Below are 21,934 nucleotides of genomic sequence, written 5' to 3' on the forward strand. Positions count from 1 at the left end.
ACCCGAGGTGTAGATCCCGGCCGAATACGGGCCGGGATGACGGTCGTGCGGAATTGCCGGTGGTGTGAGGAGGACGGTTGCGCCGGGATGGCGGTTGGCAGACGGCGGTCATGCGGCCGCTGGGCCGGGGGAGCCGTACTGCAACGGCCCTCATCGTCATTCCCGTTGTGCTGCACGGTCTCGTCGTGGTTCCGGTGGTGGCGCGGCGGTCTCGTCGTCAATCCGGTCGTGCTGCAACGGCCTCATCGTCATTACGGCATGCTCTTTGGCCGGAATCCATTGCGCCTGAGCTGTAGATCCCGGCCAAGAGCACGCCGGAATGACAATGGCGACGGAATGACGATGGCGCTGGGAGGGCGGTCGCGTCGGGGTGGTGGCGGCGGTGGGAAGGCCGTCGCGTCGGGATGATGTTGGCGCCAGGAGGGCAGTCCCGCGGGGAGGTTGGCGTCGCTGGGAAGGCGGTCGCAGGGAGCACCGGATAGGGGTGCTGTGAGGGCGGTGGCGAACCGCGTGCCGGAGCGAGCTGGTGAAATAGGTGGGTGCTCGAGGCATGTTCGGGTGCGGGGTGGTTCGATATCCGGCTTGCTCAGGGGGTTTCGTCGAATGCCTGGGCCACGGCGAGGCTGTCCTCGTAGACGTGGTGGCGGGTGATCAGGGCGTCCTCGACCGTTACGTGCAGCGCGAAGCGGGAACGGTAGGCCCGTCCGGTGGCGCGGGCGGTCTGTCGAATCTCGCCCAGTACGACGGCATCCGGCCCGTCGACGAGAATTCGCTCGATCTCCGTGCCGACGGCCTCGGGGACGTGATGCTCGGCGAGTTGCCGGTAGTGCCGGGCGGCGTCGGCGCGGGTCCCGCGATGCACGATCCACGGCGTGGCGGGGCGGCCGTGCTCGGTCTCCGGCCAGTCCAGTTTCCAGTCGACCTCCGGCGCGTACAGCTCGGCGATGCGCTCGGGATCGCCCGCGGCGATGCGGTGCAGCAACTCCTCGACAACGGTGCGAGTGGCAGGCGAGGTATCGGTGATCATGCTGTCCACCCTGCCGGGGACGGGGAGGCCGGTCGATTACCTCCCGGGTAATGCGCCCCGGCTTCGGACTCCGGCTGCTCGAGCAGGTCGGGTTGGGCGGTCGATCGCGTAAGTGACCCGGCCGCAGTGGAATTCGGTGCGCCGGGACGTCCGAGTGGCGCTCGAACTCGCTGGGCGGCAGCGGAATCGACCGACGAGGGATGCGGCGGTTATCGGTGGGCGACGTGGCGCCCGGCGAGCCGGGCCAGACCGCGGGCACCCAGGATCGCGGGATCGGCGCCGAGTTCGGCGAGCGTGATGCGGTGCAACGCCGCCCTGGGGATCAGCTCGGCCCAGCGCCGGGCCACCGGCAGCGGATGTACCGGATCGTCCACAGCGGCCACGATGGTGGCCGGAACACTCAGCGCGGCAAGGGTTTCCGGAGTCGGCCAGGGATAGGCCGCGGCCTCCTCGAGGGCATCGGGCAGATGCGGCCACTGGGCCGTCCAGGATTGCGTGAGGGCGGCGGCCAGCCAGGCCGGACTGCTGTCGCGCATGCGCTCCACGACGGCGTCCAGGCCGTCGGCACGCAACTGCGCCGCCGTCGTCGCGGCACTGAGCGCGGCCGGGCAGTCGCCGGCGTCGGCGCCGGTCCAGGCGGGGAGCGCGGCGATCACCCCGAATGCGGAATCGGCTCTCGCACGGGCCCATTCGACGGCGATGGCGCCGCCCAGCGAGATCCCGGCGGCCAGGACGGGCCCGGAGCGCGCCGCGGTGTCGAGCGCGGCCCGGCAACTGGCCACGACCGCGCGCGGATCGGGTTCCACCGCGAGGAACGGCAGATCCAAAGCGGCGCAGGCGGGTCCGAACGCGCGGCGGGCGAAGTCGGCGTCGGAGCCGGTTCCGGGCAGGGCGACGACGAGCGCCGGGCGGGGTAGATCGGGCACGGGCCGAAGCCTACGCGGCGGGCGCGCCGGATCCGGTGAGGGTGACGGGCATGGTCGCGGAAAACCGCCACCGGGCGGGCGCTCGGTGTGAGAACGGCGTGGTGCGCCGCGGCGGGGCCGGTCGCGGACGGCGGGCGGCGAGTCGGGGTTGCGGCGTGGCGGCGGGGCGATCGCCGCGCGGTTGCGAGTGCCGCCGGACCGGGCCGAATCGGTGGTGCAAACCGTCGCGTAATGGGTACTCAACCGACCGTGGGCGGCCTCGCATAGCGAGGGTGGAAGTGCCCATCTACAGTGGCGATGAGCGGCCAATCGGTCGTTCGTGTGGGAACCCCGACGACGTGTGATCCACGCCGTCTGCAGTGCAGGAAGTGTTGCAAGATGCCTTTCACAGGCGGTAACAGGGCAGGATCCGGGGTTGCCGGGCGCAAGGCGGGGCCCGACAGCGGATATTTCCGGCGCCTGGGGCGTCGGTTGACCGCCGATCTGGATCACCTCGATGCCGAGGAGCTGGCCGAGACGTCCGAGGCGTCGGGGGCTTGCCGGGCCGATAAGTGCCAGCGTGGCGAGGAGGTCACCATGCTGGGGAAGTTGCGCAGCGTGGAGGCGTGCCCGAAGGCCGCGGGCGCCAATCTGCAGGCCGAATTCTTCGACGGCACGGATGCGGTCACGCTGGTCTGGATCGGACGGCGCCGCATCCCGGGGATCGACCCGGGACGTCGTATCCTGGTCCGCGGCCGCATCGGCGAACGGGATGGGGCCAAGGTGATCTTCAACCCCTACTACGAACTACGTGAGAATTCCTGACGCATGCCGATACCCAGCAGCGACGACGGGGCCGAGCGCTTCGCCGTGGTCGAGAGCGAGCGCACCGCCGTGCCTTTCGACGACTATGCCTCCGACGATTGTGAGCCCGAATCCGAGCGCGAGGAAGCGGTAGAACAGACGCTGCTGGAGCAGCTGGGCGGCTTCAGCGGCCTGATCTATTCGACCCTGCCGGTGCTGGTGTTCGTGCCCGCCAACTCGGTGTGGGGGCTGACCACGGCCATCTGGACGGCGCTGGGCGTGGCGGCGGCGATCCTGGTGTGGCGGCTGGTGCGGCGCAATCCCGTGCAGCCCGCGATCTCCGGATTCCTCGGCGTCGGGGTCTGCGCGTTCATCGCCTACCGGATGGGAGAGGCGAAGGGGTTCTTCGCCTTCGGCATCTGGGCCAGCCTCGTATACGCGGGGGTGTTCCTGGCATCGCTGCTGGTCCGGTGGCCGCTGGCGGGTGTGATCTGGGGGATGCTCAACGGCCACGGCACCGACTGGCGTTCCGATCGCCGGGTGATGCGGCTCTACGACCTGGCCACCGCGGTGTGGGTGGTGGTATTCGGCGCCCGCTACCTGGTGCAGTCGCACCTCTACGACGAGGACGCCACGGGCCCGCTCGCGGTCGCCCGCATCGCCATGGGCTGGCCGCTCACCGCGATCGCGCTCCTGGTCACCGTCTGGGCAGTGCGCAAGGCCGGGCACCTGCCCCGCGCCAGCACGAACTGATCCGGCATGGTCCCGGCGAAAGGCGTGCCGGGAATGTGTGGTGCGCGGCGTGCCGGGAGTGTGTGGTGGGCGGCGTGCCGGGAGTGCGTGGTGCGCAGCGTGTCTGGAATATGTGGTGGGCGGCGCGCTAGGAGTGTGGGTGGGGCCGGGATGGCTGGCCGGGCGCGGTATGGGGTCGTCTGTGGTCACTTTCGGCGTGCTCTCGGCCGGATCGAACCACCGTGCGGGTGTGGCCGTAGGACCTTGCGTGCCCGGAGGTCGGCCGACCGTATGCCCATGTCTTTGGGGGCGCTGGAAAGGCCCAGGTGGGGATGAACCCACCCCTGGGGTGTCTATTTCGAGGGCCCGGATCAACGCAGGATCGTTGGTGAGATCAGCGATCGGCGAAAGGATCCGTCAGTGGGTACCGAGAACAGCGCGGTGGCGTCGCAGGAACGGCCGAAGGGCCGCGGAACCCGGTCACCCAAGACCGCGGCCGCGGGTTCGGAGAGCCGCAGGGCCGCAGCCGAGCTGGACCGGCTGATCGGACCGGCGGCCGCGGGGGATCGCCACGCGGTCACCGATATCGTCCGGATCGTCCATCCGCTGGTGCGCCGCTACTGCGCCGCCCGGATCGGCAGCGGCGGGCACCTGCACGTCACCGCCGAGGACATCGCGCAGGAGATCTGCATCGCGACCGTGCAGGCCATCCCGCGCTATCGGGATCAGGGGAAATCGTTCCTGGCCTTCGTCTACGGCATCTCGGCGAACAAGGTGGCCGACGCGTTCCGCCGCGCCCAGCAGCATCCGTCCTACCCGGTCGCGGAGTTCCCCGACGAACCGTCCACGGCGGCCGGCCCGGAGGAGATGGCGTTGATCATGGAGCGCCGTCGCGCCACCCGCGAGCTGATGAAGGTGCTGGCGCCCGCGCACCGCGAGGTGCTGGTGATGCGGATCGTGCTGGGCTGGACGGCCGCGCAGACCGCCGAGGCCATCGGCACCAGCCCGGGCGTGGTGCGGGTGATGCAGCATCGCGCGCTCAACAAGCTGCGCGCCCAGCTGCAGGCCTCCTGACGCTCAGGAACCGCCGGGGTCACCGAAGCCGTTGACTCCCAGCGCCTTGCGTAGCTCGTCCTCGGCCTCCAACGAGGACACGAACAGCAGCTCGTCGTCGCCCTCGAGCGGATCGTCGCCCTGCGGCACGATCACCCGCCCGCCCCGCAGAATCGTGACCAGCGCGACATCGCGCGGCAGGGCGAGGGTGCGCACCGCCTTGCCCGCGAGCACCGTATCGGCCGGGAGCGTGATCTCCACCAGATTGGCCTGTCCCTGCCGCAGCGTCATCAGCCGCACCAGATCGCCGACCGAGACGGCCTCCTCCGCCAGCGAGGCCAGCAGCCGCGGCGTCGACACCGCCACGTCCACGCCCCACGAGGTGTCGAACAGCCATTCGTTGCGGGGATCGTTGACCCGGGCCACCACGCGCCGCACCCCGAACTCGGTCTTGGCGAGCAGGCTGAACACCAGGTTCGCCTTGTCGTCGCCGGTGGCCGCTATCACGACCTCGTAGTCCTGCAACCGGGCTTCCTCGAGCAGCTCCAGCTCACAGGCGTCGCCGTGCACCCAGGTCGCGGCGGGCGCGACGGACGGATCGACGTGGTCGACGCGGCGCTCCAGCAGCATCACCTCGTGCCCGCCGCGCAGCAGCTCCTGGGCGATGGATCGGCCGACGGCGCCGGCCCCGGCGATCGCTACCTTCACGACTTGTCCTCGCTAGCGGGTGGGTTGGCGGCCAGCGCGGCGGCGGCGCCGACGCTGCCCGAGGTGGCCGCGACGTAGACGGTGTCGTCGGCCTGCAGCACGGTCTTGTTGGTCGGCAGCACGCCCTGCCCGAAGCGGATCAGGAACGCCACGCGGGCTCCGGTCGCGCCCTCCAGATCCCGCACCGTACGCCCGTACCAGTCCTCGTGCAGTCCGAGTTCGGTGACGGCGACCGTGCCGGTGGGGTCGCGCCAGGTGGTGCTGGCCTCCTCGCCGACCAGGGTGCGCAGGAACCGGTCGGTGGTCCACGGCACGGTGGCGATGGTGGGGATGCCGAGCCGCTCGTAGACCGCGGCGCGTTTGGCGTCGTAGATGCGCGCCACCACCCGTTCCACGCCGAACGTCTCGCGGGCCACGCGGGCGGCGATGATGTTGGAGTTGTCCCCGGAGGAGACCGCCGCGAAGGCGCCGGCCCGCTCGATTCCGGCGCGCTGCAGCACATCCCGGTCGAAGCCGACGCCGGTGATCCGCTCGCCGTCGAAGTCCTTGCCCAGGCGCAGGAAGGCGCTGGTGTCCCGATCGATCACGGCCACCTCGTGACCGACCCGGACCAGGGCGCGCGCGAGCGACGAGCCGACGCGGCCACACCCCATGATCACTACGTACACCGTGCCAACCCCAATTCCCGGAAACCGTGGTGTGCGGTCTGGTTCCTGTGCTGACGAACCGTACCCGCTGGCCGTCACAGCAGCCACGTTCCCCCTCCATCCTCGGCTGAAACCCGGATGTGCTGCGCGAAACGCGGGTATGGGTGCTGCCTCCGAGAAACGCGAAACCCATTTCCGGTATACGCGAAACCCGGGTATCCGTGCCGTCGCGGAGAAACCTGGCGGCCGTATGCTGTGCCGAGTGTCGAAGTTGACGACGGCCTTCAAACGCATGGTGGTCGGCCGCCCTTTCCGCAGCGATTCCCTGGGACATACGCTGCTGCCCAAGCGGATCGCGCTGCCGGTCTTCGCCTCCGATGCCCTGTCATCGGTGGCCTACGCGCCCGAGGAGATCTTCCTCGTGCTGTCGACGGCGGGCCTGTCGGCGTATGTGTACGCGCCGTGGGTCGGGCTGGTGGTCGCGGCGGTGATGGCGGTCGTGGTAGCCAGCTACCGGCAGAACGTGCACGCCTACCCTTCCGGCGGTGGCGACTACGAGGTGGCCACCGTCAATCTCGGTCCGACAGCGGGGTTGACGGTGGGCAGCGCGCTGCTGGTCGACTACGTGCTGACCGTCGCGGTGTCGATCTCGTCGGCGGCGTCCAATATCGGCTCGGCGGTGCCGTTCGTCGATACCCACAAGGTGCTGTTCGCGGTGGTGGCGATCGTCGTGCTGACCGCGCTGAACCTGCGCGGCGTCCGGGAGTCCGGCACCATGTTCGCCATCCCGACCTACGCGTTCATGATCGGCATGTTCGTCATGCTGATCTGGGGGGTGGTACGGATCGAGGTGTTCGGCGACGAGGTGCACGCCGAATCCTTCGGGTTCGGCCTGGAGGGCACCGACTCCCATCTGCAGGGGATCGCGTTCGCCTTCCTCATCGCCCGCGCCTTCTCCTCCGGCTGTGCGGCGCTGACCGGTGTGGAGGCCATCAGCAACGGCGTTCCGGCGTTCCGGAAACCCAAGTCCCGCAATGCCGCAACCACGCTGCTGATGCTCGGTCTGATCGCGATATCCCTGCTGATCGGGATCATTCTGCTGGCTCGCAGGATCGGCCTGGTATACGCGCACAATGCCTCGGAACTGGTCGGGGCGCCCCCGGGTTATCAGCAGAAGACACTGATCGCGCAGATCGCGCAGGCGGTATTTCAGGGCTTTCCGGCCGGGTTCTACTTCCTTACCGTGGTCACCGCGCTGATCCTGGTGCTGGCCGCGAACACCGCCTTCAACGGCTTCCCGGTGCTGGGCTCGATTCTGGCGCAGGACCGGTTCCTGCCGCGGCAGCTGCACACCCGCGGTGACCGGCTGGCGTTCAGCAACGGCATCCTGTTCCTGTCCGGTGCGGCGATCGCGTTCGTGGTGCTGTTCGGTGCCGAGGTGACGCGGCTGATCCAGCTGTACATCGTCGGCGTATTCGTCTCGTTCGTGCTGAGCCAGACCGGCATGCTGCGGCACTGGACGCGGCATCTACGCACCGAGACCGATCCGGCGGTGCGGCGGCGGATGCAGCGGTCGCGGGTGATCAACGGTATCGGCCTCACCATGACCGCGACCGTGTTGATCATCGTGCTGATCACCAAGTTCCTCGCCGGGGCGTGGATCGCGATCGTCACCATGGCGGCGATCTTCATGCTGATGAAAATGATTCGGCGGCACTACGATTCGGTGTCGCACGAACTGGACGAGCACGAATGGGACGGGGTGCTGCCGAGCCGCACCCACTCCATCGTGCTGGTCTCGAAGCTGCACCTGCCCACGCGCCGGGCCATCGCGTACGCGCGGGCGACGCGCCCGGACGTGCTGGAGGCGGTCACCGTCAACGTGGACGAGCACGACACCCGGCAGCTGGTGCGCGAGTGGGAGAAGAGCGATATTCCGGTGCCGCTGAAGGTGATCGAGTCGCCGTATCGCGAAATCACCAAGCCGGTGGTGGATTACGTCAAGCGCGTCCGCAAGGATTCGCCCCGCGAGGTGGTGACGGTGTTCATCCCCGAATACGTCGTCGGGCACTGGTGGGAACAGTTGCTGCACAACCAGAGTGCGCTGCGCCTGAAGGGCCGCCTGCTGTTCGAGCCCGGCGTGATGGTGGCCAGCGTCCCATGGCAGCTGAGTTCCTCGGCCAAGGCCCGGCAGTCCGATATCGCGAACGCACCGGGCGCCGTACGCCGCGGCTACGAGGAGCGGTCGTGAGTGCGAGGGGGCGAATCCGCTGGGCGGGAGTCGGTTTCGGCGCAGCGGCAGTGGGTGGATGGTTGAATCGGTCCGGCGTGTCAGCGGGGACGTGATGAGTGCGATGGCCGGAAGTGGGTGGGAGGGCTCGGTTTTCGAGATCCGGCTGGGTGCGCCCGGGCACGGCGGGTTCTGTGTCGGGCGGCACGAAGGCCGGGTGGTATTCGTGCGGCACGGGTTGCCGGGCGAACTGGTGCGGGCTCGGGTCACCGAGGATCGGGGCGGGTCGTTCTGCCGGGCCGACGCGATCGAGATCCTGGAGGCGTCGGCGGATCGCGTACCGGCAACCTGCCCCGTGTCGGGGCCGGGCGGGGCCGGGTGCTGCGACTTCTCCTTCGCGACGCCGCAGGCGCAACGGGAGCTGAAGGCGGCGGTGGTCGCCGAGCAGCTGCGGCGGCTGGCGGGCTGGGAGACCGAGGTGGTCGTCGAGCCGATTCCGTTGGCGGGCAACAGGTTCGGTTCGGGCACGGGAACGGGTGGCGGCAACGTGGGTGACGCCGGGAGTGCGAGGCGGAGGCAGGAGGGGACCGGCGGTGCGGCGCGGTGGCTCGAGGCGGCCGGTGGTGTGCCGAGTACCGACGATGACCTGCCGGGCGAAGCTGCTCCCGGAGGTGCCCGGGATGTGGAGAGCGGGTCGGCGGTCGGCGGCTGGAGGACCAGGGTGCGGCTGGTGGTCGACGCCGAAGGCCGGGCGGGTGTGCATCGGTATCGCAGTACCGAGGTGATCGCGGATCTGCGGTGCCCGCAACCGGTTTCGGGCGCGATGGACGGTATCGCCGAGGCCAGGTGGACGCCCGGTGCCGAACTGGTGGTGGCCATGGACGGCGACGGCCTGCGGCACATCGTCGAACTCGCCCCGCCGACGCGGGGACCGCAGCCCGGGACCGATCGGCGCCGGGGTGACGAGCACAGCAGCGACCGCCGAGGCAGCGTTGGGTTGCGCGGAAGTGATCGCCGAGGCGGCGGTCTGCGCGCGAGCGACCAGCGTGGTGGTGGTCGGGGCGAGGGTGACTGGCGTGGCAGTGGTCGGGGTGAGAGTGGTCGCCGAGGCGGTGGTCTGCGCGGGAGCGACCAGCGTGGTGGTGGTCGGATCGAGAGTGACTGGCATGGCGGTGCTCGGGGTGAGGGTGACCGGCGTGGCGGTGCTGGGGGTGAGGGTGACCGGCGTGGTGGTGCTGGGGGTGAGGGTGACCGGCGTGGTGGTGGTCGGGGTGAGGGTGACCGGCGCGGTGATGAACCTCGCGGGGGTGACCGGCGCGCTACGGCGGCGCGGCGGGCGGCGGCGCATGCCGCTCGGCAGGAACGGGTTGTCGAGGGCAGCGGGCGGGCCGTGCAATACGTCGGCGGGCGACGCTGGGAGGTGTCCGCGAGTGGCTTCTGGCAGCCGCATCGCGGTGCGGCGGAATGCTATTCGGATGTGATCGCCGAGTGGGCCGAGGCCTCGACCGGGGCGCTGGCCTGGGATCTCTACTGCGGCGCAGGGGTTTTCGCCGCCCGCCTGGCCGAGCAGGTCGGCGCCACCGGCTCGGTGCTCGGCGTCGAGTCCGCGCGTTCCGCGGTCACAGACGGTGTGACCGCCCTGCGCGACCTGCCCTGGGTGGAACTGACGGCGCAGCGCGTGGAACGCTGGCTCGGCCACCGAACCGGTTCGGCCGCACCGCAAGTCGTGGTGCTCGACCCGCCCCGCGCCGGTGCGGGCAAGGCCGTGATCGCGGCGATGACCGCAAGCGCACCGGATCGCATCGTCCACATCGGCTGCGACCCCGCCGCATTCGCCCGCGACATCGGCCTCTACCGCACCGCGGGCTACCATCCCACCCGCCTCCGCGCCTTCGACGCCTTCCCCGCCACCCACCACGTCGAATGCCTCGCCCTCCTGGAACGCACCCCCTGACCCAGGGGAGGCAATTCCCGCTCTTGTCGCACCCCGTATAGGTTCTCGCACTCCTTGCAGGCGTTGTAAGTGGTGCGGGAACAGATGCGGGGTGCGGGGGGCTGTCAGTGTGGGGATTTCGTGCAGAGTGCGGGAAGATCAGTCCAGGAGCCAGGTGGCTCGGATAGTGGCGGAGAGTTCGGATTCGCCGTATTCGATGGGGACGGGGGAGGAGGGGACGGCCATCGCCACGGACCGGAATTCGGCGCCGTTGGACGGGGTGGGCGGGGCGGCGGTGTTCTCGGTGATCTCCAGCACGGGGCCGAGGTTGCGGGAGGTGCGCGCCGCGTACTGGGCGGCCTTGGCGTGGGCGTCGTCCCACGCGGCGTCGCGGGCGCGGGTCAGCAGGGCCTCGGTATCGGCGAAGGTGAGGTTCAGCCCGCCGAGGCGCACGTCGTCACCGCCCGCGTCGACGGCGTGCGCGACGACGGTCGCCGGGTCCGGATCGCCGGCGTCGACACGGTCGGTGCGCAGCGAGACCGTCAATGCCGTCATCGCCACGTATCCGGTGATACGGGTGCCGCTGTCCTCGGTCCAGGTCGTCTCCGTGCGTACCGAGAGACCGCTGGTACCGATATCGGCCGACAGCACGCCGTCGGCACGCAACGCTTCGGTGACGGCGGTGGTGCGCGACCCGGCCTGGCCGTAGGCGAGGGCGACCGTGCTCGCGCGGGTTTCGATGGAGATCGACACCTGCATCCGGTCCGGTGTGCCGGTGGCGGTGCCGCGACCGAAGGTGGTCACTGTGGCGGGGCGGATCGGTTCGTCGGTCATCTGGGCCTCCTGCGGGGTGGATCCGGGGGTCGTGACCCGAGCTGTGTCCTCGATCCTGCCCGCTCTCCCGGGTCTTGCCCAGCAGCCCGCGTACCGGGCACGCCGACAGGTACCCGGCAGCCCGCGGCGGCGCGGCGGGAAGTGACATCGAGAGTGCTTGCGGCACAGTGCCGTGTCCCAAATTCCGGACGGGCCCCTATGTCGCGAATCACATCTGATAGGGGTGTCGCGGGCGGGCTTTGCATTCTGGTCATCAGGGGTCTGGACGGCTCCGTAGACTGTCTGAAACAGACGAGCCATCCAGAGGGAGTAAAAGCGGTGGGAGTTCTTTCCCGGATCGATACGCCCGAGGACCTGCGCCGGCTGACGGTACCGGAGCTCGAGGAGCTCGCGGAGGAGATCCGCGAGTTCCTGGTCCGCAAGGTCGCGGTGACGGGCGGTCACCTGGGACCGAACCTCGGCGTCGTGGAGCTGACGATCGCGCTGCACCGGATCTTCGATTCGCCGGCCGATCCGATCATCTTCGACACCGGCCACCAGGCCTACGTGCACAAGATGCTGACCGGCCGCCAGGACGGCTTCGACACGCTGCGCAAGCACGGCGGGCTGTCCGGCTATCCGAGCCGGTCCGAGAGCGCGCACGACTGGGTGGAGTCCTCGCACGCCTCCGCCGCGCTGTCGTATGCCGACGGGCTGGCGAAGGCGTTCGCGCTGACCAAGCAGCGCCGGCACGTGGTCGCCGTGGTCGGTGACGGCGCGCTCACCGGCGGCATGTGCTGGGAGGCGCTGAACAATATCGCCGCCGGGCCGGACCGTTCGCTCATCGTCGTGGTCAACGACAACGGCCGCTCGTACTCGCCGACCATCGGCGGGCTGGCCGACCGGCTCGGCGCGCTGCGCATGCAGCCCGCCTACGAGCAGGCGCTCGACGCCACCAAGCGGTTCGTGCAGGGCATCCCGCGCGTCGGCGGCTCGGCGTACTCGATGCTGCACGCGCTCAAGGCCGGGATAAAGGATGCGGTGGCGCCGCAGGAGCTGTTCAGCGATCTGGGCCTGAAGTACGTGGGCCCGGTCGATGGGCACGACACGGCCGCGCTGGAGGCGGCGATGCGCCGGGCCAAGGATTTCGGCGGTCCGGTCATTGTGCACGTCGTCACACAGAAGGGGCGCGGCTATCAGCCCGCCGAGGACCACGAGGCCGACCAGATGCATTCGATCGGGGCGATCGATGCGGAGACGGGCCGTCCGCGCGGCGGCAAGTCGGTGGGCTGGACGTCGGTGTTCTCCGACGAGCTGATCCGCCAGGGCGAACAGCGCGACGATATCGTCGCGATCACCGCCGCCATGCCCGGCCCGACCGGTCTGACCCCGTTCGGGGCGCGTTTTCCGGACCGCATGTTCGACGTCGGCATCGCCGAACAGCACGCCATGACCTCCGCGGCGGGCTTGGCGCTGGGCGGGCTGCACCCGGTGGTGGCGATCTACTCCACCTTCCTCAACCGTGCCTTCGATCAGCTGCTGATGGACGTCGCGCTGCTGCGGCTGCCGGTGACCCTCGTGCTCGACCGGGCCGGGATCACAGGCGACGACGGCGCCAGCCACAACGGCATGTGGGATCTGTCGGTGCTGGGCATCGTGCCCGGTATCCGGGTGGCCGCCCCGCGCGATGCGGTGACGCTGCGCGAGGAACTGGCCGAGGCGCTGGCGGTCACCGAGGGCCCGACGGCCCTCCGGTTCCCGAAGGGCGCCGTCCCCGACGACATCTCGGCGGTGGAGCGGCTGGACGGCGTGGATGTGCTGCGCATGCCCGAGGGCGGCGCGGCGCAGACCGTGCGCGGCGATGTGCTGCTGGTCGCGGTGGGGCCTTTCGCGCAGAATGCGGTGCAGGCCGCGGATCTGCTGACCGCGGAAGGGATTTCGGTCACCGTGGTGGATCCGCGCTGGGTGCTGCCGGTCTCCGACACCATCGTCAAGCTGGCCGAGAACTACCGGATGGTGGTGACGCTGGAGGACGGCGGCATGCACGGCGGCATCGGCTGCACGGTGTCCTCGCGCCTGCGGGCCGCCGGTATGGACGTGCCGACGCGGGACCTCGGTGTGCCGCAACAGTTCCTGGATCACAGCTCCCGCGCGCAGATCCACCAGGAACTGGGCCTCACGCCCGAGGACATCGCCCGTCGCGTCACCGCCTGGCTCGCCGGGGTCTGAACCTGCCTGCACTGCTTGTCATCCCGGCGTGGCATGCACGCATTCCTTGTCGCCCCGGCGTGCTTGTGGCCGGGATCTCGCGGTGGATTCCGGCCACAAGCATGCCGGAACGACCGGGGCCGATCAGACCGTGAGTTTCGCGTAGATTCTGTAACCGGTTACAGTTTTCTCAGTCGTCGCCGGTAGGAGTCCGCATGTCGTTCGTGCTCGTCGAGAAACCGCGCCCGCAGGTCGCGCTGGTCACCCTGAACCGGCCGGAGCGGATGAACGCCATGGCCTTCGACGTGATGGTTCCGCTGCGCGAGACGCTGGAGTCGGTGGCCGCCGACAACGACGTGCGGGTCGTGGTGCTCACCGGCGCCGGGCACGGCTTCTGCTCCGGCGCGGATCTGCAACACGCAGGCCCCATTCCCGGTATCGAGGGCCTGACGAAGACCAGCGTGGCGCGCCGCTCCATGGACCTGCTCAACAACGTGATGCTGACGATCCGCCGCATGCACCAGCCGGTCATCAGCGCCGTCAACGGCGCGGCCATCGGTGGCGGATTCTGCCTGGCCGTCGGCACCGACATCCGGATCGCCTCGGAGGACGCCTACTTCCGCGCGGCGGGCATCAACAACGGCCTCACCTCGGCCGAACTCGGCATCAGCTACCTGCTGCCCCGGGCGATCGGCACCACCCGCGCCTTCGAGATCATGCTCACCGGCCGCGATGTCGACGCCGCCGAGGCCGAGCGCCTCGGCATAGTCTCGCGAGTCGTCCCCGCCGACAAACTCCTGGAAACCTGTTACGACACCGCGGAACAGATCATCCGCTGGAGCCGCGTCGGCGCGGAACTCACCAAACGCATGCTGTGGAGCGGGCTGGAGGCGGGCAGCTTCGAATCGCATATGCAGCACGAGGGCATGTCGCAGCTGTACGTGCGGCTCACCACGGAGAACTTCGACGAGGCGATTCGCGCCCGGCGGGATCGGCGCCCACCGGTGTTCGAGGACTGAGCGGGTCTGCTCGGTTAGTCGAACAGTGCTGCTGCCAGTGGGGGGACCGCCAGTTCGCGTTGCCAGGGGCGGGCGCCGCCCGACTTCAGGTAATCGTCGATCGCGTGGGCCGGATCGTCGGGGACCGTGCCGGAGCGGAACTCCGGCAGCCCATCCCAGCACAGGCGGCGCAGCAGATCCGGGGTGAGCAGGTTCTCGACCGGGATCGCGTGCTCCTCGGACAGCTCGGTCATCGCCGCGCGGGCCCGAGCCAGCCGGGCGGCCGCGACCGGGTCGCGGCGTTCCCAGCGGTTCACCGGCGGCGGCCCGTCGTAGGGCTGTGCCAGGGTCGGCAGCTCCGCATCCGGCAGCGCGCGAGCGCGTTCCACCGCGGCCAGCCATTCCCGCGAATACCGGCGCTGGCGCGGACCGCCGAAGATCGGCAGGGCACGCAGCTGGCCGAGCGATTTCGGATCGCCCTGTGCGGCGGCAATGATCGCCGAATCCGGCAGTACCCGGGCGGGCGCCACGTCGCGGTGGCGGGCCAATTGGTCACGGGCGGACCACAGTTCGCGTACCACCGCGAGCTGCCGGGCCCGGCGCAGGGTATGGATGCCGGAGGTGCGGCGCCAGCGGTCGGCCTTCGGCGGCGCGGGCTCGGTGGTCCGCACATGTTCGAATTCCTGTGCCGCCCAGTCGGTCTTGCCCTGTTCATCGAGGGCGGCGGCGACCTCGTCGCGTAACTCCAGCAGCAGCTCCACGTCGAGGGCCGCGTAGTTGAGCCAGTCGGCGGGCAGCGGGCGGGTCGACCAGTCGGCGGCCCCGTGCCCCTTGCGTAGCTCGCGGCCGAGCAGCTTCTCGACCATGGCCGCCAGGCCGACGCGCTCGAATCCGGCCAGCCGCCCACCCAATTCGGTGTCGAACAGCAGTGCGGGCCGCAGGCCCAGCTCGGCCAGCCCGGGCAGATCCTGGTCGGCCGAATGCAGTACCCACTCCAGGTCGTTGATCGTCTCGGCCAGCGGGTCCAGCGCCCCGTCGCCCAGCGGGATCGGGTCGATGAGGAAGCTGCCGGACCCGTTGCGCCGCAACTGGATCAAATAGGCGCGGTTGGAGTAGCGGAAGCCCGACGCGCGTTCGGCGTCCACGGCCAGCGGCCCCGTGCCGGCGGCGAGCCGGTCCGCGGCGTCGGCGACGGCGTCGGCCGTGTCCAGCACCGGTGGCACACCGTCGGCGGGCGCCAGCAACGGGACGGCGGCGTCGTCGTTCCCCCCAATCCCATTCGCGGGATTCTCTGATTCGTCGGCAACGGGCATAGCCCCGAACTTTACGCGGCGGTCAGAACTGGTCGTCGGCAATCTGCGGACCCGGCCGCAAATGAGTAACGCCGGCCGGTGGCAAACCGGCCGCATAGGCCAGTACCTCGCAGAATGCCTCCACATGCGGTCCGAGCTCCGTGGAACCCACCGTCCACGAGGCCCGCAGCTCCAGCTGGTAGGCGCGCGGCGGTCCGGCGATATCGCCGTAACGGACCGAACTGGTGGAGGTGACCGTGCCACCCAGCGCCGTGAACGGTTCGCCCCGCGATTCCAGCGCGTCGACCAGCCAGCTCCAGGCCACCTCCGGCAACAGCGGGTCGCCGGCCAGCGCGGCGTCTATATCGGCCTGGATGTAGGCCACGAGCCGGAACACCCCGTTCCAGGCCTCGTGGCCGTTGGGGTCATGTAACAGGATCAACCGCCCGAACGCGTCGCCCTCCGAGTCGACCGGAACCACATTCGTGTCCGGAGGTTTGACTTCGGCTCCGATGGCGTATGAATAAGGTGCCAGGCGTTGCGGCGGCCGGATCGGTGCAAGCTCGATCCGGGGGTGCACTGAGGCGGTGCCCATCGCATCGACCGCGGCGCGAAACTGGGCTGGTTCGCTGTCGGGGCCCGGGGTCGGTGCGGCGCCGTCGCGGAAGTCGAGCGGTGTCACGAATGAGACGGTAGACCGGAACCGCCCGGCGCAGTCGGAGGCGCGCCGCTGCGCGCATTCTGGCGTTCGCAGTGACGATGTGCGCGGATGGATCGACCGCGTGGGGGAGACCGATCGGGGACCCGCATACGATGGCGGGGATGAGCACACCTACCCGCCGCCGGTTGTCCGATGCGCCGTTCCTCGTTGCCGCCACCGGCGGCGCACCGAGCCGGCGCCCCGTCTGGTTCATGCGTCAGGCCGGCCGGTCGCTGCCCGAGTACCGGGAGCTGCGCGCCGGGGTCGGGATGCTGGAGTCCTGCTTCGACCCGGAGCTGGTGTGCGAGATCACCATGCAGCCGATCCGTCGCCACGGCGTGGATGCGGCGATCCTGTTCTCCGACATCGTCGTTCCGCTCAAGGCGGCGGGGATCGACCTCGACATCGTGCCCGGGACGGGACCGGTGGTGGCGCAGCCGGTGCGCACGGTCGACGATGTGCGCGGTCTGCCGCGGCTGCGCCGCGAGGAGGTGGGCGCGGTCACCGACGGGGTTCGGTTGCTGCTGGACGAACTCGGCGACACCCCGCTCATCGGATTCGCCGGTGCCCCTTTCACTCTCGCTTCGTATCTCGTGGAGGGCGGGCCGAGTAGGAATCACGAGCACACCAAGGCGCTGATGCTCGGCGATCCGGAGACCTGGCATCTGCTGCTGGGTGTGCTCACCGACATCACCATCGAGTTCCTGCGCGCGCAGTTGGCCGCGGGCGTCGACGCCGTGCAGCTGTTCGACTCCTGGGCGGGCGCGCTGTCGCTGGCGCAGTACCGGGAGTTCGTGCTGCCGCATTCGGAGCGGGTGTTCGCCGAGCTGGCCACCGCGGGGGTGCCGCGCATCCACTTCGGCGTGGGTACCGGGGAACTGCTGGGCGCGATGGGCGAGGCCGGCGCCGATGTGGTCGGCGTCGACTGGCGGGTTCCGCTGCAGGACGCGATCCGTCGCGTGGGTGCGGGAAAGGCGTTGCAGGGCAACCTGGATCCGGCGGTGCTGTTCGCGGGTCCGGAGGTCGTCGAGCGCGAGGTGCGCCGCATCGCGCACGAGGCGGACGAGGCGATCGCGATGGGTGCGGCCGGGCATATCTTCAACCTCGGCCACGGGGTGCTTCCCGAGACGGACCCGGGTGTGATCACCGAGACGGTGGCCCTGATCCACAGCCTGCCCTCGCCGCTGTAGGTCCACACTGCCGAATATGTCGGTGCCCCATGTGAACATGTGGTTCCGATATACGAGGAGTTCGAATGGCAGTGGATTTCGCGGAGATCTCGGAGGACTTCCTCCGCTTCACCTCCGAAATCATCTGGTGCACAGTCACCACCGTGGACGGTGACGGGCGGCCGCGGTCGCGCATCCTGCACCCGATCTGGGAACTGATCGACGGCCGCCCGGTCGGCTGGATCGCCACCGCCCCGTCGCCGATCAAGAGCAGGCATCTCGCCGCCCACCCCGTGGTGGCGTTCTCGTACTGGTGCCCCGATCATCATGTCGTCCAGGGCGAAGCGGTCGCGTCCTGGGTCGAATCCCTCGAGGACAAGAAGCATGTGTGGGACCTGTTCGCGACCACGCCGCCGCCGCTGGGCTACGACCTGAAGGCGATCGGCGGCATGGCGGGCCCCGAGCAGCTGACCGCCCTCCGCCTGGACCCGGACCGGGTCCAGGTGCTCGACGGCTCCCAGGTCCCCGAGAACTTCACCCCGCGGGTCGCGGTCCTCTGAGTTCGCATCGGCCGTCGACGCATTCGCGGCGGAGGCGGCCCGCCGAGATCGTCGCCGCCAGGCCGATCAGCCAGCAGGTCGGACAACCGCGCAGCGCAATCAAGCCGACCGGTGCGAGCAGTAGGCTGGCCGGTCCGAGGAGTGGTATCAGCGCGAAAGCCCCTATGAGGCCGCCGAATCCGAGCACTCCCCGGATCAGGTGGCGGGGTAACGATGTGCTGGCGAGGCTGTCGGACATCACGGCTGGGCTCCTCTGTGGGGTGCGTCGGGCAGGTGGTCGCGCACCGCGGCGCGGGCGCGATGCAGGCGTGACTTCGTCGCGGCGAGGCTCAGGCCCAGGGCAGCTGCCACGGCTCGTCCGCTGTAGCCCTGGATGTCTCGCATGATCAGCACCTGTCTGTGGTCCGGGGGCAGGGCGGCGATCGCGGCCGCTATCCGCTCTGCCTCGAGCTGCTGCAGCACGTCGTCCTCGGCGGACGGCGTCGCCGCGATCGGCGTCGGACCGGGGGCGTGACGCAGCAGCCGGGCCCGGCGCAGGCATTCGTGCCGGACGATGCGGAACATCCACGCCGCCAGCGCGCCCGTGGCGCGGAGGGTGCCGATCTTGCGGTACAGGACGATCAGCGCTTCCTGTACCGCGTCCTCGGCGTCCTCCTGCGTGGCGCACAGGGTGTGCGCGAACCGACGCACGTGCGGATACGAGCCGGACACCAGTGCGGTGATGGACGCGCTGTCACCGGCGACCGCGGCCGCGACCAGTTTCTCGCTCGCCCAGGCCGATTCAGTCACGGGCACGGCCCCGGCGACGCAATACGACGGCGCATGTGCAGGTGAGCAGCGCGACCACGACTATTCCGATACCGATAGCAACCATGTCGACCTCCGATTCCGGTGCCGACCGGATTGTCGGCACATATACAAGAGGCGCGGACCCCTCCAAAGGATTCAAGCGACGGTAGGCGACCGGAGGAGGTCCTGTGCGCCGCCTTGCGCCGATCGCAGCGCCGCCGGGTGCAGGATCGCAGCGAATCCGGACCCCGGATCGCGGGGAGGCCGGGCTCGGGATCGCAGTGGATGTCGGGCGGAGGGTCGCGGTGGATGTCGGGCGGAGGGTCGTGTGGAAGCCAGGTGCGGGATTGTGGTGGGAGTCGGGCGGAGGGTCGCGGTGGATGTCGGGCGGAGGGTCGTGTGGAAGCCGGGCGCGGGATCGCGGTGGCAGTCGGGCGGGGGATCGCGGTGGGAGTAGGCGGGATCGAGGTGGAGTCTGGCGGGGGATCGCGGTGGGAGCCGGGCTGGGCGATTGGGTGGGAGCCGAGCCGGGCGATTGGGTGGGAGCCGGGCGCAGGGTCGCGTGGGAGTCTGGCGGGGATTGCGGTGGGAGTCGGGCGGGGAATGCGGGACAGGCGGGCGCGGGACCTCGACGAGCGCGAGAGTAGGTTGCAGGAACAGAGGTCGGCGGTGTGGCCCCGCGGCGACGTGGTGGTCCCGGGATCCGTGAGACCGGGGTTGGTTCGGGAGCGACGAGGAGTGGTCGATGCGCGTGGCGGTGGTCGGCGGGGGGATCAGCGGCTTGGTGGCCGCCTATCGGCTGCGGCGGGCGCTCGGCTCCGCGCTCGATCTGGTGCTGGTGGAACGGTCCGGGCGGATCGGCGGGATTCTCCGCACCGACGATATCGCCGGTGATCCCGTGGACCTGGGGGCCGAGGCGTTCGTCGGGCGGCGACCCGAAATCCCCGCGATCCTGGAGGAACTGGGACTGTCCGAGCAGCTGGTGTACCCGGCCGGGAAGCGGCCGCTGATCTGGTCGGGCGGAGCGGAGCACCCGCTGCCGGAGCGCACGCTGATGGGGATCCCCTCCGGTCCGGACGCGGTGGCCGGACTGGTGGACGAGGCGACGCTGGCACAGGTCGCCGACGAGCCGACCCGGCCGCTGAACTGGGTGCGCGGCGGCGATGTATCGGTCGGCGACCTGGTGGGCGATCGGTTCGGCGAGCAGGTGGTGCGGCGCAGCGTGGATCCGCTGCTCGGCGGAGTGTATGCGGGACTGGCGAATTCGATCGGTGTGCGGGCCGCGCTGCCGACGCTGGCCGCCGCCCTGGATGCCGGTGCGCCGAGCCTGTCCCGGGCGGTCACCGAGGCGTTGCCGCCGCCGTCGACCGCACCGGTCTTCGGCGGCATTCGGGACGGCTACCGGGTGCTGCTGGAAGCCTTGCTGTCCGCCGCCCAGGCGAAGGTGGAAACCGATACGGCGGCAACGGGTTTGACCCGCACCACCACCGGTTGGCGGCTGGATCCGGTGGGCGAGGTGGATGCCGTGATCCTGGCGGCGCCCGCCCCGGTGGCCGCTGGGCTGCTGCGCGAGGCCGCACCGGAGGCCGCCGACGCCGCCGCGGGAATCGAACTGTCCTCGTCCGCGGTAGTGGCTCTGGCGCTGCCCGCGGAGACCGCGCTGCCGGACAACTCGGGCATCCTCGTCGCCACCGGAGAACCGTTGCGCGCCAAGGCATTCACGCTGTCCAGCCGCAAATGGACGCACCTGGCGCAGCGCGACGTCGCCCTGGTGCGCGCCTCCTTCGGCCGCTTCGGAAACGACACCCCGCTGTCCTGGCCGGACGAGGATCTGATCGCGGCCGCCGCGGAGGACCTGTCGACGGTCACCGGCGTCGAGATCACCCCGCTCACCGCGCGGGTGCAGCGCTGGCGCGGCGGGCTTCCGCAGTACGCCCCCGGATATATCGACCGCGTCGCCGCTATCGAAGCGGGTGTCGATGAACTGCCCGGCCTGGCCGTGGCGGGCGCCTACCTGCACGGTGTCGGAGTCCCCGCCTGCGCCGCCTCGGGAACCGCCGCAGCCGAGCGGATTCTCACCCGCCTGGCGTAAGTCTCGACCCGGCCGGGATCTGCAGATCGGCGGCGATGCCATCCGTGCGCGCCACTTCGGCGAATCGATCGGCCCACGCTCCCGGTCGGCCGAGTTCGACTGCGCGTTGCTGCGCGGTCGTGAACTGCGCACCGGGTGGTGGACCCGCGAGCAACCGCAGTTCGAGATGCCCGGGCGGGGCGGTGGCGCTGTGCCGAGATGCGGGCTGTGACCCGGCAATTCGGGGGAGTCCGTGCGGGTGATGGACGACATGGGTGAAGCGTGGCTGGGCGGTCCGACAAGTGGCGATTCCCGCACTGATTGTCGTGTCCCGCACCCCTTTTCGACGGCGTGTCGGGGTGCGGGAGTGGGCGCGGGGTGCGGCTGTGCGGGAGGCGAATCCGCGGTGGCAGGATGGGGGCATGGCGCGACTCGATTACCAGGCACTCAACTCCACCATCCGGTATTTGATGTTCTCGGCGTTCCAGGTGGAGCCGGGGGCGCTGGGGGAGGACCGGGAGGCGGTGATCAAGGAGGCGCGGGCGTTCTTCGACTCGCTGGGGGAGCGCGGGGTCGTGGTGCGCGGGCTCTACGACGTTGCCGGTATGCGGGCCGACGCGGATTTCCTGATCTGGACCCACGCCGAGACCATCGAGCAGCTGCAGGCCGTCTACGCCGACTTCCGCCGCACCACCGAACTCGGCCGCGTCAGCGCCCCGGTCTGGAGCAATGCCGCGCTGCACCGCCCGGCCGAATTCAACAAGAGCCACATTCCGGCCTTCCTCGCCGGTGAGGAGCCGGGCAACTACATCTGCGTCTACCCGTTCGTGCGGTCCTACGAGTGGTACCTGCTGCCCGACGAGGAGCGCCGCAAGATGCTCGCCGACCACGGCAAGGCCGCCCGCGGCTACCCGGACGTGCGCGCCAATACGGTCTCGTCCTTCGCCCTCGGCGACTACGAGTGGATCCTCGCCTTCGAGGCCCCCGAACTACACCGCATCGTCGACCTGATGCGTGACCTGCGCGCCACCGAGGCCCGCCTGCACGTGCGGGAGGAAGTCCCGTTCTTCACCGGCCCCCGGGTGGATGTGGAGAAGTTGATCACCGCCCTGCCGTGATTCCGGCCAAAAGCATGCCGGAAATAACGGAGGTGGGCGCGTGCCGGACATGGCGGAGGGGGCCGCGTGCCGGACATGACGGAGGTGGGCGCGTGCCGGACATGGTGGAGGGGGCCGCGTGCCGGACATGGTGGAGGGGGCCGCGTGCCGGACATGGTGGAGGGGGCCGCGTGCCGG

At 70.1% G+C, this 21,934-nt stretch carries 18 protein-coding genes and 2 pseudogenes; 12 read left to right on the forward strand and 8 right to left on the reverse strand.

The features are described from left to right. Positions 1–586: 586 nt before the first annotated feature. The gene (locus tag NM1_RS32300) at positions 587–1,027 is read right to left on the reverse strand and encodes a nuclear transport factor 2 family protein (RefSeq protein WP_068028823.1); all 441 of its coding nucleotides are present in this window, start codon (positions 1,025–1,027) and stop codon (positions 587–589) included. Positions 1,028–1,236: 209 nt separating this feature from the next. Further along, on the reverse strand, positions 1,237–1,953 hold the full coding sequence (locus NM1_RS32305; RefSeq protein ID WP_068028787.1) for an alpha/beta fold hydrolase: 717 nt from the start codon (positions 1,951–1,953) through the stop codon (positions 1,237–1,239). A 378-nt stretch (positions 1,954–2,331) separates the two neighbouring features. Between NM1_RS32305 and NM1_RS32310 the strand changes: the two genes are divergently transcribed. The 3 genes from NM1_RS32310 to NM1_RS32320 all read left to right on the forward strand — a co-directional run bounded on the left by NM1_RS32310 (position 2,332) and on the right by NM1_RS32320 (position 4,542). After that, positions 2,332–2,757 carry an OB-fold nucleic acid binding domain-containing protein gene (locus NM1_RS32310; protein ID WP_246011626.1) on the forward strand — a complete coding sequence of 142 codons (426 nt, stop codon included), beginning with the start codon at positions 2,332–2,334 and terminating at the stop codon, positions 2,755–2,757. A gap of 9 nt (positions 2,758–2,766) precedes the next feature. Beyond that, complete coding sequence (locus NM1_RS32315; RefSeq protein WP_373864084.1) at positions 2,767–3,489, forward strand: DUF3159 domain-containing protein; 723 nt, start codon at positions 2,767–2,769, stop codon at positions 3,487–3,489. 399 nt (positions 3,490–3,888) lie between these two features. Continuing rightward, positions 3,889–4,542 (forward strand): sigma-70 family RNA polymerase sigma factor, encoded by a 654-nt coding sequence (locus NM1_RS32320; RefSeq protein WP_373864083.1) that lies wholly within the window; start codon positions 3,889–3,891, stop codon positions 4,540–4,542. Positions 4,543–4,545: 3 nt separating this feature from the next. Here the strand turns inward: NM1_RS32320 and NM1_RS32325 are convergent, their stop codons facing one another. Together NM1_RS32325 and NM1_RS32330 are read right to left on the reverse strand one after the other, a co-directional pair. Then, positions 4,546–5,229 (reverse strand): potassium channel family protein, encoded by a 684-nt coding sequence (locus tag NM1_RS32325; RefSeq protein ID WP_068028790.1) that lies wholly within the window; start codon positions 5,227–5,229, stop codon positions 4,546–4,548. Further along, entirely contained in the window at positions 5,226–5,897 is a 672-nt protein-coding gene (locus NM1_RS32330; RefSeq protein ID WP_068028792.1) for a potassium channel family protein, read from the reverse strand. Before NM1_RS32330 ends, NM1_RS32325 begins: the two co-directional genes overlap by 4 nt. A gap of 241 nt (positions 5,898–6,138) precedes the next feature. Between NM1_RS32330 and NM1_RS32335 the strand changes: the two genes are divergently transcribed. The 3 genes and pseudogenes from NM1_RS32335 to NM1_RS44810 form a co-directional block, all read left to right on the forward strand. Then, positions 6,139–8,127: an APC family permease gene (locus tag NM1_RS32335; protein ID WP_068028836.1), complete on the forward strand. Its 1,989-nt coding sequence runs from the start codon at positions 6,139–6,141 to the stop codon at positions 8,125–8,127. A 103-nt stretch (positions 8,128–8,230) separates the two neighbouring features. Beyond that, a pseudogene (locus NM1_RS44805) lies at positions 8,231–9,025 on the forward strand (TRAM domain-containing protein); the annotation flags it as partial. A 525-nt stretch (positions 9,026–9,550) separates the two neighbouring features. After that, positions 9,551–10,060: pseudogene (locus NM1_RS44810) on the forward strand (class I SAM-dependent RNA methyltransferase); the annotation flags it as partial. Positions 10,061–10,198: 138 nt separating this feature from the next. Here the strand turns inward: NM1_RS44810 and NM1_RS32345 are convergent. Next, positions 10,199–10,873 (reverse strand): SIMPL domain-containing protein, encoded by a 675-nt coding sequence (locus NM1_RS32345; RefSeq protein ID WP_068028799.1) that lies wholly within the window; start codon positions 10,871–10,873, stop codon positions 10,199–10,201. Positions 10,874–11,191: 318 nt separating this feature from the next. Between NM1_RS32345 and dxs the strand changes: the two genes are divergently transcribed. Next, a complete protein-coding gene (gene dxs, locus NM1_RS32350; RefSeq protein WP_068028802.1) occupies positions 11,192–13,081 on the forward strand; it encodes a 1-deoxy-D-xylulose-5-phosphate synthase in 1,890 nt (629 codons plus the stop codon). 194 nt (positions 13,082–13,275) lie between these two features. Continuing rightward, a complete protein-coding gene (locus NM1_RS32355; protein ID WP_068028805.1) occupies positions 13,276–14,079 on the forward strand; it encodes an enoyl-CoA hydratase in 804 nt (267 codons plus the stop codon). A gap of 14 nt (positions 14,080–14,093) precedes the next feature. Here NM1_RS32355 and NM1_RS32360 read toward each other — a convergent pair whose 3' ends face one another. Both NM1_RS32360 and NM1_RS32365 read right to left on the reverse strand, forming a co-directional pair. After that, entirely contained in the window at positions 14,094–15,371 is a 1,278-nt protein-coding gene (locus tag NM1_RS32360; protein ID WP_068028808.1) for an HRDC domain-containing protein, read from the reverse strand. A 22-nt stretch (positions 15,372–15,393) separates the two neighbouring features. Beyond that, complete coding sequence (locus NM1_RS32365) at positions 15,394–15,945, reverse strand: DUF3000 domain-containing protein (RefSeq protein ID WP_068028839.1); 552 nt, start codon at positions 15,943–15,945, stop codon at positions 15,394–15,396. 218 nt (positions 15,946–16,163) lie between these two features. Here NM1_RS32365 and hemE point away from each other — a divergent pair, with 218 nt between their 5' ends. Further along, on the forward strand, positions 16,164–17,240 hold the full coding sequence (gene hemE, locus NM1_RS32370) for a uroporphyrinogen decarboxylase (RefSeq protein WP_068028811.1): 1,077 nt from the start codon (positions 16,164–16,166) through the stop codon (positions 17,238–17,240). A 65-nt stretch (positions 17,241–17,305) separates the two neighbouring features. Then, positions 17,306–17,779, forward strand: coding sequence for a pyridoxamine 5'-phosphate oxidase family protein (locus NM1_RS32375; RefSeq protein WP_068028814.1), 474 nt, complete (start codon positions 17,306–17,308; stop codon positions 17,777–17,779). A gap of 237 nt (positions 17,780–18,016) precedes the next feature. Here NM1_RS32375 and NM1_RS32380 read toward each other — a convergent pair whose 3' ends face one another. Continuing rightward, positions 18,017–18,568 carry an RNA polymerase sigma factor gene (locus NM1_RS32380; RefSeq protein ID WP_068028816.1) on the reverse strand — a complete coding sequence of 184 codons (552 nt, stop codon included), beginning with the start codon at positions 18,566–18,568 and terminating at the stop codon, positions 18,017–18,019. 745 nt (positions 18,569–19,313) lie between these two features. On the opposite strand from NM1_RS32380, the gene NM1_RS32385 reads away from it, so the two are divergent. Then, entirely contained in the window at positions 19,314–20,660 is a 1,347-nt protein-coding gene (locus NM1_RS32385) for a protoporphyrinogen oxidase (protein ID WP_068028820.1), read from the forward strand. A 401-nt stretch (positions 20,661–21,061) separates the two neighbouring features. After that, positions 21,062–21,757 carry a hydrogen peroxide-dependent heme synthase gene (gene hemQ / locus NM1_RS32390; RefSeq protein ID WP_068028841.1) on the forward strand — a complete coding sequence of 232 codons (696 nt, stop codon included), beginning with the start codon at positions 21,062–21,064 and terminating at the stop codon, positions 21,755–21,757. The last annotated feature ends 177 nt before the right edge of the window (positions 21,758–21,934 follow it).

The sequence above is a fragment of the Nocardia mexicana NBRC 108244 genome (assembly GCF_001613165.1).
In the GTDB taxonomy this organism is placed as follows: Bacteria; Actinomycetota; Actinomycetes; order Mycobacteriales; family Mycobacteriaceae; genus Nocardia; species Nocardia mexicana.